The organism is Halogeometricum limi (genome assembly GCF_900115785.1).
Lineage (GTDB): Archaea > Halobacteriota > Halobacteria > Halobacteriales > Haloferacaceae > Halogeometricum > Halogeometricum limi.
The window spans coordinates 95151-111140 of sequence record NZ_FOYS01000003.1 but is presented as its reverse complement, the minus strand read 5'-3'; the positions used below and the strand labels follow the sequence as shown (position 1 = coordinate 111140).

At 66.4% G+C, this 15990-nt stretch carries 16 protein-coding genes; 9 read left to right on the top strand and 7 right to left on the bottom strand.

Annotation, left to right across the window (positions count from 1 at the left end):
- Positions 1-36: 36 nt before the first annotated feature.
- The 4 genes from BM282_RS09295 to BM282_RS09280 all read left to right on the top strand — a co-directional run bounded on the left by BM282_RS09295 (position 37) and on the right by BM282_RS09280 (position 3406).
- Entirely contained in the window at positions 37-381 is a 345-nt protein-coding gene (locus tag BM282_RS09295; RefSeq protein ID WP_089879814.1) for a hypothetical protein, read from the top strand.
- A gap of 86 nt (positions 382-467) precedes the next feature.
- Positions 468-1187 (top strand): 5-formyltetrahydrofolate cyclo-ligase, encoded by a 720-nt coding sequence (locus BM282_RS09290; protein WP_089879811.1) that lies wholly within the window; start codon positions 468-470, stop codon positions 1185-1187.
- Between the two features lie 82 nt (positions 1188-1269).
- On the top strand, positions 1270-2574 hold the full coding sequence (locus tag BM282_RS09285) for a TIGR00341 family protein (RefSeq protein ID WP_245758333.1): 1305 nt from the start codon (positions 1270-1272) through the stop codon (positions 2572-2574).
- A gap of 79 nt (positions 2575-2653) precedes the next feature.
- A complete protein-coding gene (locus BM282_RS09280) occupies positions 2654-3406 on the top strand; it encodes an SIMPL domain-containing protein (protein ID WP_089879808.1) in 753 nt (250 codons plus the stop codon).
- Positions 3407-3456: 50 nt separating this feature from the next.
- Here BM282_RS09280 and BM282_RS09275 read toward each other — a convergent pair whose 3' ends face one another.
- Entirely contained in the window at positions 3457-4431 is a 975-nt protein-coding gene (locus BM282_RS09275; RefSeq protein ID WP_089879806.1) for an NOG1 family protein, read from the bottom strand.
- 133 nt (positions 4432-4564) lie between these two features.
- On the opposite strand from BM282_RS09275, the gene BM282_RS09270 reads away from it, so the two are divergent.
- Complete coding sequence (locus tag BM282_RS09270; RefSeq protein ID WP_089879803.1) at positions 4565-4933, top strand: DUF5518 domain-containing protein; 369 nt, start codon at positions 4565-4567, stop codon at positions 4931-4933.
- A gap of 90 nt (positions 4934-5023) precedes the next feature.
- On the opposite strand, the gene BM282_RS09265 is transcribed toward BM282_RS09270, so the two are convergent.
- Positions 5024-5563: a DUF367 family protein gene (locus BM282_RS09265; protein WP_089879800.1), complete on the bottom strand. Its 540-nt coding sequence runs from the start codon at positions 5561-5563 to the stop codon at positions 5024-5026.
- Between the two features lie 131 nt (positions 5564-5694).
- Here BM282_RS09265 and BM282_RS09260 point away from each other — a divergent pair, with 131 nt between their 5' ends.
- Complete coding sequence (locus BM282_RS09260; protein ID WP_089879795.1) at positions 5695-6126, top strand: nuclear transport factor 2 family protein; 432 nt, start codon at positions 5695-5697, stop codon at positions 6124-6126.
- 6 nt (positions 6127-6132) lie between these two features.
- On the opposite strand, the gene BM282_RS09255 is transcribed toward BM282_RS09260, so the two are convergent.
- Positions 6133-6399 carry a hypothetical protein gene (locus BM282_RS09255; RefSeq protein ID WP_089879791.1) on the bottom strand — a complete coding sequence of 89 codons (267 nt, stop codon included), beginning with the start codon at positions 6397-6399 and terminating at the stop codon, positions 6133-6135.
- A 158-nt stretch (positions 6400-6557) separates the two neighbouring features.
- On the bottom strand, positions 6558-7940 hold the full coding sequence (gene serS, locus BM282_RS09250; RefSeq protein ID WP_089879789.1) for a serine--tRNA ligase: 1383 nt from the start codon (positions 7938-7940) through the stop codon (positions 6558-6560).
- 139 nt (positions 7941-8079) lie between these two features.
- Here serS and BM282_RS09245 point away from each other — a divergent pair, with 139 nt between their 5' ends.
- Entirely contained in the window at positions 8080-8994 is a 915-nt protein-coding gene (locus tag BM282_RS09245; protein ID WP_089879787.1) for an MBL fold metallo-hydrolase, read from the top strand.
- A 9-nt stretch (positions 8995-9003) separates the two neighbouring features.
- Here the strand turns inward: BM282_RS09245 and BM282_RS09240 are convergent, their stop codons facing one another.
- Both BM282_RS09240 and BM282_RS09235 read right to left on the bottom strand, forming a co-directional pair.
- Complete coding sequence (locus BM282_RS09240) at positions 9004-9801, bottom strand: DICT sensory domain-containing protein (protein WP_217642699.1); 798 nt, start codon at positions 9799-9801, stop codon at positions 9004-9006.
- A gap of 28 nt (positions 9802-9829) precedes the next feature.
- On the bottom strand, positions 9830-10243 hold the full coding sequence (locus BM282_RS09235) for a winged helix-turn-helix domain-containing protein (protein WP_089879784.1): 414 nt from the start codon (positions 10241-10243) through the stop codon (positions 9830-9832).
- Between the two features lie 290 nt (positions 10244-10533).
- Between BM282_RS09235 and BM282_RS09230 the strand changes: the two genes are divergently transcribed.
- Positions 10534-12522, top strand: a complete 1989-nt coding sequence (locus tag BM282_RS09230; protein ID WP_089879782.1) for an AMP-dependent synthetase/ligase — start codon at positions 10534-10536, stop codon at positions 12520-12522.
- Positions 12523-12583: 61 nt separating this feature from the next.
- Here the strand turns inward: BM282_RS09230 and BM282_RS09225 are convergent, their stop codons facing one another.
- Positions 12584-13732, bottom strand: coding sequence for an MBL fold metallo-hydrolase (locus BM282_RS09225; protein WP_089879779.1), 1149 nt, complete (start codon positions 13730-13732; stop codon positions 12584-12586).
- Positions 13733-14113: 381 nt separating this feature from the next.
- On the opposite strand from BM282_RS09225, the gene BM282_RS09220 reads away from it, so the two are divergent.
- Positions 14114-15976 (top strand): cation:proton antiporter domain-containing protein, encoded by a 1863-nt coding sequence (locus tag BM282_RS09220; RefSeq protein ID WP_089879776.1) that lies wholly within the window; start codon positions 14114-14116, stop codon positions 15974-15976.
- Positions 15977-15990: the final 14 nt, after the last annotated feature.

Below are 15990 nucleotides of genomic sequence, written 5' to 3'. Positions count from 1 at the left end.
TTATCAACGAGACCGTTCAGAGAGCAGTAGAGACGAATGTCAGAGAGTACCAGCCACGCCGCCGACGGGCCGAGACCGGGCGCTTCGTCCGGGGAGTTCGACCAAGCGCTTCGAGACGCGGCGGCCCTCCTGAGCGACGACGTCGAACGGCCGCAGTCGTTCTTCGCGGCGGTGCAGTACGAGAACGGGACCGACTACGTCCACGCGCACGCCGACGAGAGCGACGACGACCTGGACGCGAAAGTGTACGACCTGCTGTCGCCGTTGGCCGTCCACGTCCAGCAAGTCGCGGACGCGGCGAACGCCGACGCCGAGACGATACTGGAGTGCGCCGCCGAGTTGCTGGACGGCGTCGAGAACCCGGATAGAGTCGGGAAGTAGCGTCGTCGCCGCCGACGGCGGAGTGCGGTCGGATGAGCTAGACAGTTGCAGATGCTACTATAACACGCGGCCGAAGAACGGACCGTATGGACAAGCAGTCGCTCCGCGAACGCGTCTGGGACCGGATGGAGGCGGACGGCATCGCACGGTTTCCGTTCCCGCCGCGGGGCCGCATCCCCAACTTCGTCGGGGCCGAAGACGCCGCCGAGAGACTCGTCGAGACGGACGCCTACCGAACGGCGTCGGTGCTGAAGTGTAACCCCGATTCGCCACAGTTACCGCTCCGCCGCCGGGCACTCCGCGACGGCAAGACCGTCTTCTTGGCCGCGCCGCGTCTCCGCGAGGAGAGACCGTTTCTCGAACTCGACCCCGCCGAGATTCCGCCGGCGGAGTACGACCGCGCGCCGACCGTCTCGCACGCCGACGAGTACGCGCGGGCCGTCGGCCCCGACGAGATGCCGCACGCGGACCTCGTCGTCTCCGGGAGCGTCGCCGTCAGCGAATCGGGCGACAGAGTCGGGAAAGGCGAGGGCTACGCCGATTTGGAGTTCGCCGTCCTCGCGGAGTTGGGTGCCGTCGACGCCGAGACGACGGTGGCGACGACGGTGCACGAGGTACAGGTCGTCCCCGACGAGGAGGTGACGCCCGACGACCACGACGTGCCGATGGACCTCGTCTGCACGCCAGAGCGAACGATTCGGACGGAGACGGCGCGCGAGAGGCCGGGCGGCGTGGACTGGTCGATACTGACAGCAGAGCGAATCGGGGAGATTCCGGTGTTGAGACGACTCGACGCCGACGCGTAGACGTCGTTCGTCCCGCGGGGAGGACACGACCGGACGAGGCAACGTCGTCGGGTTTTTTCTCGTCTCCACGGAACGTTCCACCGTGCGACTCGTACAGGTGATGATTCCGACGGGCAAGCGAGACGCGGTTCTCGGGGTGTTGGACGACGAGGGTATCGATTACGCCGTCTCCGACGAGACGAGCGGACGCGACTACACCGCGCTGGTCTCGTTTCCGCTCCCGACGAACGCGGTCGAACCGGTGTTAGCGGACCTGCGAGACGTAGGCATCGAACGCGATGCCTACACCGTCGTTCTCGACGCGCAGACGGTGGTCTCGAAGCGATTCGAGGCGCTGGAGGAACAGTACGACGAGGACGAGGAGAACGGCGACCGAATCGCCCGCGAGGAACTCCACGCGACGGCGTCCGACATGGCTCCGCCGCTCCCGTCGTACGTACTCCTGATAATCGTGAGCGTCGTCACGGCGACGGCGGGCGTTCTCCTCGACTCTCCCGCCGTCGTCGTCGGGTCGATGGTCATCGCTCCCATCGTCGGTCCGGCGATGGCCGCCAGCGTGGGCACCGTCATCGACGACAGAGAACTCGCGCTCCGCGGACTGAAACTGCAGGCGCTCGGCGGCGTTATCGCTATCACCTCGGCGTCGCTGTTCGCGCTGGCGCTTCGCCTCTCCGGTGTGGTTCCACTGACCGCCGAAGAGGTGTTCGCCATCAGCGAGGTTCGAGAGCGACTCGCGCCGGACGTGCTGTCGCTCGTCATCGCCCTCGGGGCGGGAGCCGCGGGTGCGGTGTCGCTCTCCTCGGGCGTCTCGTCCGTCCTCGTCGGCGTCATGATAGCCGCGGCGTTGGTCCCGCCGATAGCCGTCGTCGGCATCGCGCTGGCGTGGGGCGAACCGGTGGCGATGCTCGGCCCCCTCGTGCTCGTCTCGGTCAATCTGCTCTCTATCAACTTCGTCGCTCTCATCGTTCTCTGGCAGTTGGGCTACCGCCCCCACCTCTGGTTCCGCGAGGACGACGCGCGCTCGTCGACGTACGCCCGACTGGCGACTATCGGCGTCGTCCTCTTGCTCCTCTCGTCGGTGCTCGTCGGCGTCACCTACGGCACCTACCGGACGTCGACGTTCGAGACGGACGCACAGCAGGCCATCGAGGCCGAACTGCCCGCGGAGGCGTCGCTGGTGTCGATGGACGTGGTGTACGAGGGCTTCCCGTTCCAAACGCCGGAGCGAGTCGTCGTCACCGTCGGCTACCCGCCAGACGGCCAACCGCCGCGCGTCGCCGACGACATCCGGGCGCACATCGACGGACTGGCCCCCGAGCCGTTGGGTCCGCTCGGCAGTCGAGACGTGCGGGTGGAAGTGCGGTACGTCGCCGTCAGCAACGCCTGACGCGGGGGGTACGGGCGATAACTGAAAGAACTCTTTGTCGTTACGGCGAGTTGATGCTTCGAGCCGACGAACAGTGGGTATGCAACGAACAGCCAGAACGCTGGTGCTCCCGATTGCCCTCGCCGCACTCGTCCTCTTGGCCGGGTGTCTCGCTCCCCTCCAAGCCGACGGCGGCGCGAACGTGCAGAACGACCAGCAGGCGGACGGCACGCTCGGACGGTCCATCACCGTCTCCGGAAACGGCGAAGTGACGGCCGACGCCGACCTCGCGGTGCTCACCGTCGCAGTGACGGCGACGGCGTCCTCGGCAGACGAGGCGCGCGCGCAGGTCGCAGACCGCGCCGCGCAGATGCGCCAAGCGCTCCGCGACGCGAACGTCTCGGACGACGACGTCTCGACGGCATACTTCCAAATCTACCCGCAGTACGACTACAGCAAGGAACACCGGAACGTGACGGGCTACCAGGCCGTCCACGCGTACACCATCGAAGTCTCGCCCGACCGTGCGGGTGAAGTCGTCGACGTCGCCGTCGGCAACGGCGCCGACCAGGTGCAGTCGGTGGCCTTCACGCTCAGCGACGAGGCGCGGGCCGACCTGCGCGCGGAGGCGTTGAACGCCGCGATGGACGCCGCGAAGACCGACGCCGACACGCTGGCGTCCGCGGCGAACCTCAGCATCGTCGGCGTCCACAGCGTTTCGACCAGCGGCGGGTTCTACCCCGTCGACGCGCGGGCGTACGAGGAAGCTGACGCCGCCGGCGGTTCGACCTCCTTCGAACCCGGTCCGGTGACGGTCAGTGCGTCCGTCACGGTGACGTACGAAGCGGAGTAAGCGCGTCAAAACGGAACCGACTCCGAGTACAATCGCGTCGAAACGCTTCGTTACTCCTGTCGCGACGGCGGGATGTCGGGACTCCACGCGACGGCGTCGACGGCGGCGTCGAGGACGTCGTCGACGCCCTCCTCCGTCTCGACGCTCATGTAGTAGTCGGCCTCGACGTCGGTCGACTCGTCGCTCTTGTTACAGACGGTGAGCACCGGGATGTCTCGCTCCGCGAACCGGTCTTCGACGGCGTCGCGGAGTTCCAACTGCGCGTCGAGCGGGTAGCCACAGCCACCGCTGGCGTCGACGACGAACAGGACGGCGTCCGCGAGGTGTTCGAGGGCGCTGACGGCCTGTCGCTCGATGTCGTTGCGGTCTTCCTCGGGCCTGTCGAGGAGGCCGGGCGTGTCGATTATCTGGTAGCGAATCCGGTCGCGCTCGAAGTGTCCGATCTGGACGCCCTTCGTCGTGAACGGATACCGCGCGATTTCGTTCGACGCGCGGGTGACGTGGTTGACGAACGAGGACTTGCCGACGTTCGGGTAGCCGGCGACGACGATTGCGGGTTCGTCCGGGCGGATGTCCGGCAGGTTCTTCAGCGCGTCGCGGGCCGCACCGATGCGTACGAGGTCTCCCGAAATCTCGTCCATGATGTCCGCCATGCGGGCGAACGCCTGCTTTCGGTGTTTTCTGGCGGTGTCTCTGTCCGCCCTTCGCATCTTCGACTGGTACTCGCGGCGAATCTCGGCTATCTGCCGACTCGCCCACGTCACCTCCGAAAGGCTCTGTCTGAGTTCGTCGACGTCGACGATTGCGTCCGCGAGTTCGTAGTAGAACGGGTCGACAGTGCCGAAGTCGGGCCACTCGGTGACGACGTTCTCTAAGTTGTCCGAGAGGATAGAGGAGGCGGTCTGGAGCATCGACTCCTGGGCCTCTAACCCGGACTTCGCCCGACCGGACCGGGCGGCGCGAGAGAACGCCTTGTCGACAAGTTCCTCCGACCGCGGCGTCGTCGGGAGGGACTCGTAAATCATGTTGCACACTCTATTCGGTCGAGGGGTAAAAGCGCGTCCGTTCGGCCGTCGCGCGGCAGGACGTGTCACTCGCGACCCCCGAGACGCCGAACCGAGGCGACGGTTTTTCCGTGAGAACGGCGTACCCCGGGATATGAACACGGACTGGCGTGCGGTCGGCGTCGGCTTCCTCCTGATACTCGTCGTCGGGACCGTCGGCCTCTCGGTGCCGGTAATCGGCCAGATTGGCGCGGGACTCGTCGGCGGGTTCGCCGCGGGCTACCTCGCCGGCGGAACGCTCGGTAACGGCGCGTGGAACGGTCTCATCGCCGGGTCGCTCTCCGGATTGGTGCTGACGCTCCTCCTGTCGCTTCTGGGCGGTGCGCTCGGACTCGCCGGCGGGCCACTCGGTGCCCTCCTCGGCGGGGCGGGCGTCTTCCTCGTCGGCCTGTTCGTCACCGTCCTCTTCGCCGTCGACAGCGCACTCGCGGGTGCGGTCGGGTCGTGGGCGAAGGGGCGGTAAACGAGCGGCCGACGGCGGCGAGAGGGTGACGGTGACAGCGGCGGCAGCGATGGGTAACGGTGACAGGGACAGCGACGGCCTCGCGGAAACTCACTCCCCCCTATCGAGGTACTCCTGCTGAATCTCGACAACCTCGGTCGAGTCCGCGCACGCCGCGTACCGCCTGAGCGGTTCCTCGTTCAGTTCGAGGAACGTGTGCCCCCACGTGAACTTCGAGAGGATTCGCTCCGCGTGGTCGTCCTCGCCGAAGATACAGAGCGCCGCGGCGACGGCTTCGACGGTGGTGAGTTGCATCGGGCGGCCGAAGTTGACGGGGTTGGCCGCGACGAGGTAGGGGAGCGCACGGTGGTCGCCGGGCAGTGAGAACATCGCCTCGCCGGCCGACTCCCACGAGCAGTCGAGGGCGACGACGTTGGCCGTGTCGGCGTCGGCGGGCGAGAGTGCGCGTTCGGCGTGGGGGTTCAACACGACGCCGTACGGCGTCTCGCGGTCCGAGCGGTGCAGGTCCGCGAGGTCGAACTTCGCGAGTTTCCGGGCGGTACATTTCGCCGGGTCGTCGTCGCCCTCGTACCGGACGTGGAGGGCGTACGTCCGGTCGGCCGTGTCGGCGTCGTCGGTGTCGGCGGTCACGTTCGGCGGGAGGAGACGGGCGGAGAAAAGCGGTTCGTCGTGCGCCGAGGGCGAGAGACGGAGCGACGACGCGGGCGGACGGTCCCGCGGCGGCCGACGGACGTAGGTGCGTCGAGGGCGACTGTCGGGGTATGGACGCGACGGATTCGGAACGCGGCGACGCCGCGGCGGAACGGACGGACCGAACGGACGGGCGTCGGAGCGGCGTCACCGCCGTTCGCGGCTACTACGACGCCATCGACGCGGGCGACTACGACCGGCTTTCGTCGCTTCTCTCGCCCGCGTTCGTCCACGACAGACCCGACCGAACGTTCTCGGGTCGGGAGACGTTCGTCTCCTTCATGCGAGCGGACCGTCCCGAGACGGACACGACGCACGACCTGTCGGGCGTCTACCGCGCCGTCGACGGCGATGCGGACGGGCGCGGGGGCGGGGGCGACGCCGAGTGGGTCGCCCGCGGCAGACTGGTCGGCGCCGACGGCGACGTGCGATTTCGGTTCGCGGACGTGTTCACGTTCGGCGACGACGGCGTCGAACGGGTCGAGACGTTCGTCCGCGAGTGAGATGCGCTACTCGTCTCTGACCGCGACGACGCCGTCGGTGTCGATGCGGACGAGTCGGTCGTCGATGTAGACGTGAACCTCCAGTTCGACGTCGGCGTCGCGTGCCGACGTCAGCAGGTTCTCCGCCTCTTCGGAGTCGATACCCCGGAGTCGAGTGTCCGTCGCCCCGTTCGAACGGAGCGACGTGGCGAGCGTCGCGTCCAGTTCGTCCGGCGCGTCGAACCGATGTCGGCCGACCGTTCGCCACGGCGCGTCGTGAGAGAGGGGCGTCACGGCGACCCCCCGATATCGAACAGACGAGTCACGTCTTCCATACACTCGCCGTCGGCCTCCGGGGACAAGTAGGGGGTCGTCCGTGACCGCGAGTACAGCCGAATTTCGACCGATTTCGGCGATAAACGTCGGATTAAGCTCGAACTATCGCGGCGCAGTCAGTCCTTCTTGCCCGCGCCGACGGCCGACTCACCGATGGGTTCAGTTCCCTCGATGGTCTCCAGTCCGCCCATGTACGGACGGAGCGCCTCGGGGACGGTGACCGTCCCGTCGTCGTTCTGGTAGTACTCCAGGATGGCGACGACGACGCGCGGGATAGCGAGACCCGACCCGTTCAGCGTGTGGAGGTACTCGGCCGCCTCGTGGCGCTCGGGTCGGTATCGCAGTCCGGCGCGTCGGGCCTGGAAGTCCTCGAAGTTCGACACCGACGACACTTCGAGCCACCGGCCGCCCTCCTCGGGACCCTCGTCCATGTCGTCGCCGGGCGCCCACACCTCGATGTCGTACTTCTTCGCCTGCGTGAAGCCGAGGTCACCCGTACACATCTCGAGGATGCGGTACGGGAGTTCGAGGCGGCGAAGCACCTCTTCGGCCTCGTCGACGAGTTCGTCGAAGCGTTCGTACGACGTCTCCGGGCGGACGAAGTTTACCATCTCCACCTTGTTGAACTGGTGGACGCGGACGATGCCTCGCGTCTCGGTGCCGTGTTCGCCGGCCTCGCGGCGGAAGTTCGGCGTGTACGCCTGATGCTTCACCGGCAGGTCGTCGTCCAGCAGAATCTCGTCGCGGTACATGTTCGTGACGGGCACCTCCGCCGTCGGTAAGAGCCACAGGTCGTCGTCGTCCCACTCGTCCTCGTTCGACGCGCCGAGGCGGTAGGCGTCGTCGGTGAACTTCGGGAACTGGCCGGTGCCGACCATCGACCGCGAGTTCACCGGAATCGGCGGGAACACGTCCACGTAGCCCTGTTCGCGGTGGACGTCCATCATGAACTGCACGAGAGCGTGTTCGAGACGCGCCCCCTCGCCCTTCGCGAAGTAGAACCCGCCGCCGGTCACTTTCGCGCCGCGTTCGAAGTCGAGGATGTCGAGTTCCTCACCGATGTCGTAGTGAGGGACGACGTCGTCGGGTAACTCGCGCAGGTTCTCGAAGCCCTCGCGACGGCGTTCGACGTTCTCGGTCTCGTCCGCGCCGACGGGGACGTCCTCGTGCGGAATCTGCGGCAGTTCGAGGAGTCGCTCCTCCAACTCGGCTTCGAGTTCGTCCGTTCGGTCTTCGACGTCGGCCAACTCCGCTTTGAGTTCTTGGGACCGGTCGATGGCCTCCTGAGCCTCCTCGTCTTTCCCCGCGGCCTTCAGTTCGCCAATCTTCGAGGAGGTCTCGTTTCGCTCGTGTCTGAGTTCGTCGCCCTGTTTCTTCAGCGACCGCCACTCGTCGTCGACGTCGAGAACGTGGTCGAGGTCCACGTCGTCTATCCCCTTCTTTTCGAGTGCCTCCCGAACCGTCTCGGGGTTCTCTCGGAGGAACTGTCTGCTAATCATACGTCTCGATTCAGAGGGATGCGGCAAAACCGTGTCGCATCCCCGTGAACCGGTCTCGGACCCGTCCAGTGACGACTGCCGTCCGAACGCCGACGACCGCCGTCCGAACGCTTTTCACCGCGGGCGTCGCGCATCCGCCATGACCATCGGTGACGTGACGAGAGTCCCCGGAACAGACGACGTCTACTGCATCGACGTCGGCGCGTACGGGACGGAGAAGTACGGTGCCGTCTACTTCCTCGACGCCGAGCGACCGACGTTCGTCGACACGGGTCTCGGGACGAACCACGAGTATCTCCTGGACGCCCTGGACGAACTCGACGTCGCCCGCGAAGACGTGAGGTACCTCCTGCCGACGCACATCCACCTCGACCACGCGGGCGGGGCGGGTCACCTCGCCGAGGCGTGTCCGAACGCGAAGGTGTTCACGCACAAGATAGGCGTCCCGCACCTCGTCGACCCCGAACGACTCGTCGAGGGGACGAAGGCCGCCGTCGGCATCCAGTGGGAGTACTACGCCGACCCGAAACCCGTCCCCCAGCACCGAATCGAACCGCTCGTGGACGGCGACGAGATACCGCTGGGCGACCGGTCGCTGTCGGTCGTCGAGGCACCGGGACACGCCCCCCACCAGACGATGTTCCACGACTCGAAAGACGACGTGTTGTTCACCGGCGACGCCGCGGGCATCTACGTCCCGCAGACGGGCGAGATTCGGCCGACGTCACCGCCGTCGCAGTTCGACCTGGAGAAGTCGCTCGACGACGTGCGGACCATCGAAGACATCGACCCGGAGATACTCTGCTTCGGCCACTTCGGTCCCCGCGAGTACGACGAGGAGTTGATGGAGTCGTACAAGCGGACGCTCGTCGAGTGGGTCGAAGCCGTCCGACAGAAACGCGAGGAACTCGGCGACGACGATGCCGTCGCCCAGCACTTCGCGGACAACACGCAGATGGTGAGCGTGTGGGGCGAACGGAAAGCGACGGAAGAAGAGAAGCTGAACGCTCGCGGCGTCCTCGGCTACCTCGACTGGAAGGCGAATCAGGAGTGAGAGGCGTTGCTACCGCGTCCCGTCGGTTGAACCGAAGTCGTCCGCCGAACCGAAGTCGTCGCCGGGTGTAGGGAGTCGTCCGAGCGCCGTCGCGACCAGACTCGGGTCGTACGTCCACGCACCGTAGAACGTGCCGTCGTCTCGGTCCTCGGCGACGAGAGCGAACTGCTGGTCGGTGGTGCCGCCGCCGTCGAACACCAGGAACCAGTACGGCCGAATCTCGCTCGCGGGTTCGGTGTGGACGGTGACGCCCGGAATCGACGGAATCTCGTTCGCCTCGTCGTCCGTCTCGTCGTTAGCCACGAGGTAGACGTGCACGTCGAGAGCGGACCCGCCGGCCAGTCGCCGGTACGTCGACGCTTGGGCGCGAAAGGCGGCCGGAGTCTGAAATCCGACGTGAAGCGTCCCGTAGCCGACGCGCCACGCGCGGTCCTCGAACTCGCGCGAGGTGAGGAGCAACTGGCGGCGGTCCAGCGACGCGAACACGGTGTCGTCGAGGAGTTCGAGGACGGCCCGGTACTCGGGAGTGAGACGCCGCGTCCCGTCGTCCGGGAGGCGCGGCCCTTCGACGAACGCTCGAAGCGTGGCGACGGGGACGACGCCGCGAACCTCGCCGTCGTCGCCGTCGTCGCGAATCACTGCGAACGGTTCGGGCCCCAACGGCGGAGACTCGCGAAACCGAACCTCGACGTTCCGCGCGTCGAACTGCTCCACGAACTCGTCGGCAGTCGACGCGTAGTAGACCAGCGACTTCCGGCGTCGCCTCGCCTCGTCCAGCACCGTTCGGAGCGACGCCGCCGCCGTCACGGCGGCACCACCGCTTCGTCAGGGCGGGTCATCGCTCGTCTCGTCGGGCGAGCGCGTGCTCGTAGCGGTGGCTGAATCGAATCACGTCTTCGACGGGTTTCGAGGACGTCGTGAGTCGCACGGCCCCACTGTCGGCGTCGTAGGTGAGAAGGTCCGCCTGCGAGAGCATCGGCAGGTGGTGGTGGTGAAGCGAGACGTACACGCGGCGTCTGGCCTCCGGCCCGACGATGACGTTGTCGGACGCTTCCCACCCGACGAGGGCGTCGGCCAACTCGGCGATGGTCGTCTCCGAGTCGTCGACGAGATACCAGAGGACGCGCCGCCGGTGCCGGTTCGCGAGGGCGCGAAACAGGGCGTCCGTCGACGGGGCGTCGTCGACGTCGTTCCACACCTCGGTGTCGAGCGCCGTCAGTTGTTTCGGAGGGTCACCGTCGTCTACCATCTCTCACACCTCTACTAAGTTACACTACGACGACGGGGTGCTTCAACCCACCGCCTGGTCGGTTTCGACGGCGCTTTCGGCACTTTTCCCGGGTCGTAGTGGAAAATCCGGAACCCTGAACGGCCGTCGTCGGGTGCCGGTCGAGAAGATATCATCGACTTTCAGAGAGTTCTGTGGTCCAGGGTCGGCACGTCACGTGGTCCCGTCTCCATCGACCGAGCACAGACGGGCGAATCGCGACCCGTCTCCGAACGTACATTCTTTTAAATTGTGAACGAATGTATTCGAGTATGGACTGGCGGGACGCCGAGACGACGTTCGCGGACGACGTCGTCGGCGACACGACACTGGCGAGGATGTTCGAGGACAGCGCGGCACGGAACACCGAACGGCCCGCCCAACGGTACAAAGGCGGTCTGTACGACCGGTCGCTCGTGAGTACGGGTGCCGTTCCCGCCGCACCGGCGAACGACTACGCGGCGCTGAGTTACGGCGAGATGCGAGACGTCGTGCGCAACCTCACCGCGGGCTTTCGAGAACTCGGCGTCGCGGACGGCACCCGAGTCGGACTGTTCTCGCACACCCGGATGGAGTGGGCGCAGTGCGACTTCGCCCTCCTCGCGGCGGGCGGCGTCGTCACCACCGTCTACACCTCGTCGTCCGAACGGCAGGTGGAGTACCTCCTCTCGGACCCGGACGCGACGGGCGTCGTCGTGGAGAACGCGGAACTCCTCGGGCGCGTTCTCGCCGTCGAAGACGAGTTGGACCTCTCGTTCGTCGTCGTCCTGGACGACCCGGCGGACGGCAGCGGGATGGGCGGGGCCGTCCGCGACAGAGACGATATCTACACGCTCGGCGACGTCCACGAGTTGGGCGCGGCCGCGTTCGACGAGGCGGCCTACCAGACGTGGGTCGACGAACCCGAGATGGACGAACTCGCCTCGCTCATCTACACGTCCGGGACGACCGGACAACCGAAGGGGGTCCAACTCACGCACGGCAACTTCCGGTCGAACGTGAACCAGTGTTACAAGCGGTTCGGCCCGCGGCCGGACAAAGGCGACACGCCCGCCATCGGCCCCGGGTCGACGACGCTGTCGTTTCTCCCCCTCGCGCACGTCTTCGAACGACTCGCCGGGCACTTCCTGATGTTCGCCGCGGGCGCGTGCGTCGCCTACGCCGAGAGCCCCGACACGCTCCGCGAGGACTTCCAACTCGTCCGACCGACCGTCGGGACGAGCGTCCCGCGGGTGTACGAGAAACTGTACGACGCCATTCGGACGCAGGCCAGCGAGTCGCCGGTGAAACAGCGCATCTTCGAGTGGGCCGTCGGCGTCGGCCGGGACTACCACACCACCGACGCCCCCGGCGCGGTGCTCACGGCGAAGCACCGGCTCGCGGACCGACTCGTCTTCGAACAGGTCCGCGAAGCGCTCGGCGGCCGCATCGACTTCTTCATCAGCGGCGGCGGTAGCCTCTCGGCGGAACTCTGCGCGCTCTACCACGGGATGGGACTGCCCATCTACGAGGGGTACGGTCTCACCGAGACGTCGCCCGTCGTCGCCGTCAACCCACCCGAAGAACCGAAAATCGGAACCATCGGACCGCCCATCACGGACGTCGAGATACGACTCGACGACACCGTCGCGGGCGACGTGGCGGGCGAGGCCGGGGGCGACGTCGGCGAACTCCTCGTGAAGGGGCCGAACGTCTCGCAGGGCTACTGGAACCGCCCGGACGAGACGGCGGCGGCGTTCACGGAGGACGGGTGGTTCCGCACGGGCGACGTGGTGGAACTCCGCCCCGACGGCTACATCTCGTTCCGCGAACGGGCCAAGCAGATTCTCGTCCTCTCGACGGGCAAGAACGTCGCACCCGGCCCCATCGAAGACGCGTTCGCGGCCAGCGACGTCGTCGAACAGTGCATGGTGCTCGGCGACGGGAAGAAGTTCGTCTCGGCGCTCGTCGTCCCCAACTTCGACGGCCTCCGCGAGTGGGCCGACCGGGAAGGGTACGACCTCCCCGAGGACCTGCGCGGCGTCTGCCGGGACGACAGAGTACGCGAGCGAATCCAAACGGAGATAGACCGCGTCAACGAGAACTTCGAGTCGTACGAGCAGATAAAGCAGTTCCGCCTCGTCCCCGAGGACTTCACCGAGGAGAACGACCTGATGACGCCGACGATGAAGAAGAAACGCCGCAACATCCTCGACCGGTACGCGGACCAGGTGAACCTCCTCTACGAGAACGACGCAGAGCGGACGACGACGAAGAACTGAGTCGCTCGCCGAATCCGCGGACCCAGACGTCGCCCGACGGGCGGAGAGCGGCCCGCGTCCGCTAGGCGGCGCAGTTGTTCGGTCCCAGTTCGAGTTCCGTCGCCTCGCCCTCGTCGTCGACGGTCGCTCTGCCGGTGTTGATGGCGATGACCGTCTCGTAGTTCGGCGGTTTCTCCGGGGTGTCTTCGGTCAACCGCTCGACGAACGCCTCGCGGTCGAGTCCGAGCAGGTCGAGTTCGTCGCGTAAGTCGCCGAGACGGGTCCGGAGCGGTTCGCCCGGCGACCCGTTCTCGTAGCGTCCGTCGCTCGTGACCGTGAGGTGACCCGGCAGAATCGTCGTGTCGTCCGGGAGGTCCAAAATCGTCTCGTGCAGGGAGTCGTACAGCAGTTCGGCCCCGGACGAGGCGTCCTCCTCGCCGAACTGGAGTTCGGTCCGTCCCACCGAGTCGACGAACAGCGTATCGCCCGTCAGGAGTAGTTCGCCGTCGACGAGGTAGTTCGTCATCTCGGAGGTGTGGCCCGGCGTGTGGAGCGCCTCGATTTCGACGTCGCCCACCGCGACGACGTCGCCGTCCGCCAGCGCGTCGTACTCGTACTCGACGCCGCGTTCGCTGGCCGCTTCGGGGAGGTAGTAGGGGACGCCGACGTCCTCGGCGAGCGACGGACTGCCCGAGATGTGGTCGGCGTGGACGTGCGTGTCGAGGACGCCCGTTATCGAGAGTCCGGCGTCCTGTGCGGCGACTTTGAACCGGTCGGTCTGTCTGGTCGCGTCGACCACGACGGCCTCGTTCGCCGCTTTCGAGCCGACGACGTATCCGAGACAGCCCTTCGCTCGGCGCTGGACCTGCCGGACGACGAGGTCCTCGCTCGCCGTCTCGATGGGGACGACTTCGTAGAGTTTGCTCCACGCTTCCATCCCGCCGGTGACGGCCGAGACGTCGTCGTAGCCGTGGTCGTCGAGAGCGAACGCGAACGACGTCGACGTCAGGCCCTTGCCGCAGATGGTGACGACCGGTCGGCCGTCTACCAGCGCACTCACTTCGTCCCACCGCGTCTCGCTCAGCCCTTCGGCGGGGTCGTACGGGACGTTCATCGCGTCGCGCACGTGCCAGGCCTCGAAGCTCTCTTCGGGGCGCGTGTCGATGAGCGCGAACTGTTCGTCTGCGTCGGTCTTCTCCGCGAGTCGTTCCGCGGTTATCGTGTCTACCATGAACTCTCTCTCGTCTCGTCCGTCGTCGGTCCGCGCGGTCCGTCGAGAGCGCGTTCCCGCGCTCGATTCGTTCGCCGTGGTGTGAGCGCGATTACGCGCGCCACCGAGTCATGAGTTGTGGCCGCGGGTCGAGCGCAGTGGACGCAGTTCGAGTGTCGTGGCCACGGTCCGAGAGACGGTTACGGACCGCTGGCGGACGCTCGAACAGAAATATCTGCTAGACAAACAAGTCTTTGCTAAATAATTCGTGCTATTCTATGTATACTTTATTATTTTAGACTTTTGAAGACATACGTTTCGTTTTATTTCGACGGACACCGTCTAAAACGTGTGATTTTATACCCGTTCGTCACATCGACGGGGCTACATGGAGGTGTTAGAGTGGCTGCCGGCTCGAATCTGATCTACATCGTCGCGGCGATTATCGGAATCGGCGTCGTCTCGCAGATACTGTCCGACCGGTTCCAGGTTCCGAGCGTACTCTTTCTCATCACGTCGGGAATCCTGCTCGGGCCGGAAGTCCTCGGCGTCGTCGGTCCCGAGTCGTTCGGTGGCGGTCTGTCGGCCATCGTCGGCCTCTCGGTGGCTATCATCGTCTTCGAGGGGGCGTTCCACCTCCGAATCGACAAACTTCGGGAGGCACCCGCGGCGACGATTCGACTCGTCACCGTCGGTGCGGCCATCTCGCTCGTCGGGACGGCCCTCGCCGTCCACTATCTCCTCGGGTCGCCGTGGCCCGTCGCGTTCCTCATCGGCGCACTGCTGGTCGCCACCGGACCGACGGTCATCGCGCCCATCCTGGAAGTCGTTCCGGCGCGCGACCGCGTCGAGGCGGCGTTAGAAACCGAGGGCATCGTCAACGACGTGACCGCCGCCATCCTCGCCGTCGTCATCTTCGAGGCCAGCGTCGAGGGCGTGACCGAGTCCGGCGCGCTGCTGACGCTGTTCGCCGAACGACTCGGCGTCGGCGTCGTCGTCGGCGCTCTCGTCGCGGCCGTGATGGTCTACGCGCTCCGCTACGTGGACCTCTCGCCGGGGAACGCCCCGCAGAACGCGCGTCTGCTCGTCCTCGCGGGCGCACTCGTCGCCTACGGCGCCGCCGACTTCATCGCGACGGAGGCGGGCATCGCCGCCGTCGCCACCGCGGGAATCCTCCTCGGCAACGCGGACGTGCCGTACGAAGAGGACATCTCGGCGTTCAAAGGCGACGTGACGCTCATCGTGCTCTCGTTCGTCTTCATCGCCCTCGCGGCGCTGTTGGACTTCGGGACGCTGCTCCGACTGGGCGTCGGGGGTCTCGGCGTCGTCGTCGTCGTCGCCCTCGTTCTCCGACCGCTTCTCGTGTTCCTGTCCGCGTGGGGCGACCGGTTCACCACCGGCGAGAAGTGGTTCATGAGTCTCTGCGGCCCGCGGGGTATCATCCCGGCGTCCGTCGCGACGCTGTTCGCCATCCAACTACGGGCGGAAGGGCTGACGCAGGCCGCGGACACCCTCGTCGGCACCGTCTTCCTCGTCATCCTCGTGACCGTCGTCTTCGAGGGCGGCCTCGCGAGACAGATTGCAGAATACTTAGACGTCATCCCAATGCGTGTACTCGTCATCGGAGGCGGTAACGTGGGCCGTGCGCTCGCCGAACGCCTCGAAGACCGCGGAGAGAACGTAGTGCTCATCGAACAGAACCCGGAGGTCATCGAGACGGCCCGCAACGCGGGGTTCACCGTCCATCAAGGCGACGGCACCGAAACGGACGTTCTCAGGTCCGCGGGGGCCGCGAACGCCAAGATAGTCGTGGCCGCCACCGGCGACGACGACGTGAACCTCCTCGTCTCGCAACTGGCGAGTTCGAAGTTCCAACCCGAGACCATCATCGCCCGGGCGAACAACCCCGACAACGTCGACGCCTTCGAGGAACTCGGCGTGCGAACCATCTCGTCGGTGTCGGCGACGGCGCAGGCCATCGACAACTACATCGAACGACCGGTGATGATGAACTGGATGGGCGAACTCGGTCGCTCCGGCGACGTACAGGAGATAGAGGTCACCTCCGAGGAGATTGTCGGACGGACGGTCCGCGACATCGGCCCGGAACTCCCGGAGAGCTGTCTCATCGCCCTCGTCTCCCGCGACGGCGAGTCGAACGTTCCGAGCGCCGACTACACGCTGCAGAGCGGCGACCGGGTCACCATCATCGGCGGGTACGACGCCGTCCGCGAGGCGATGGCGTTCGTCCACCCGGACGAATAGCGGGAGTCGAGTCG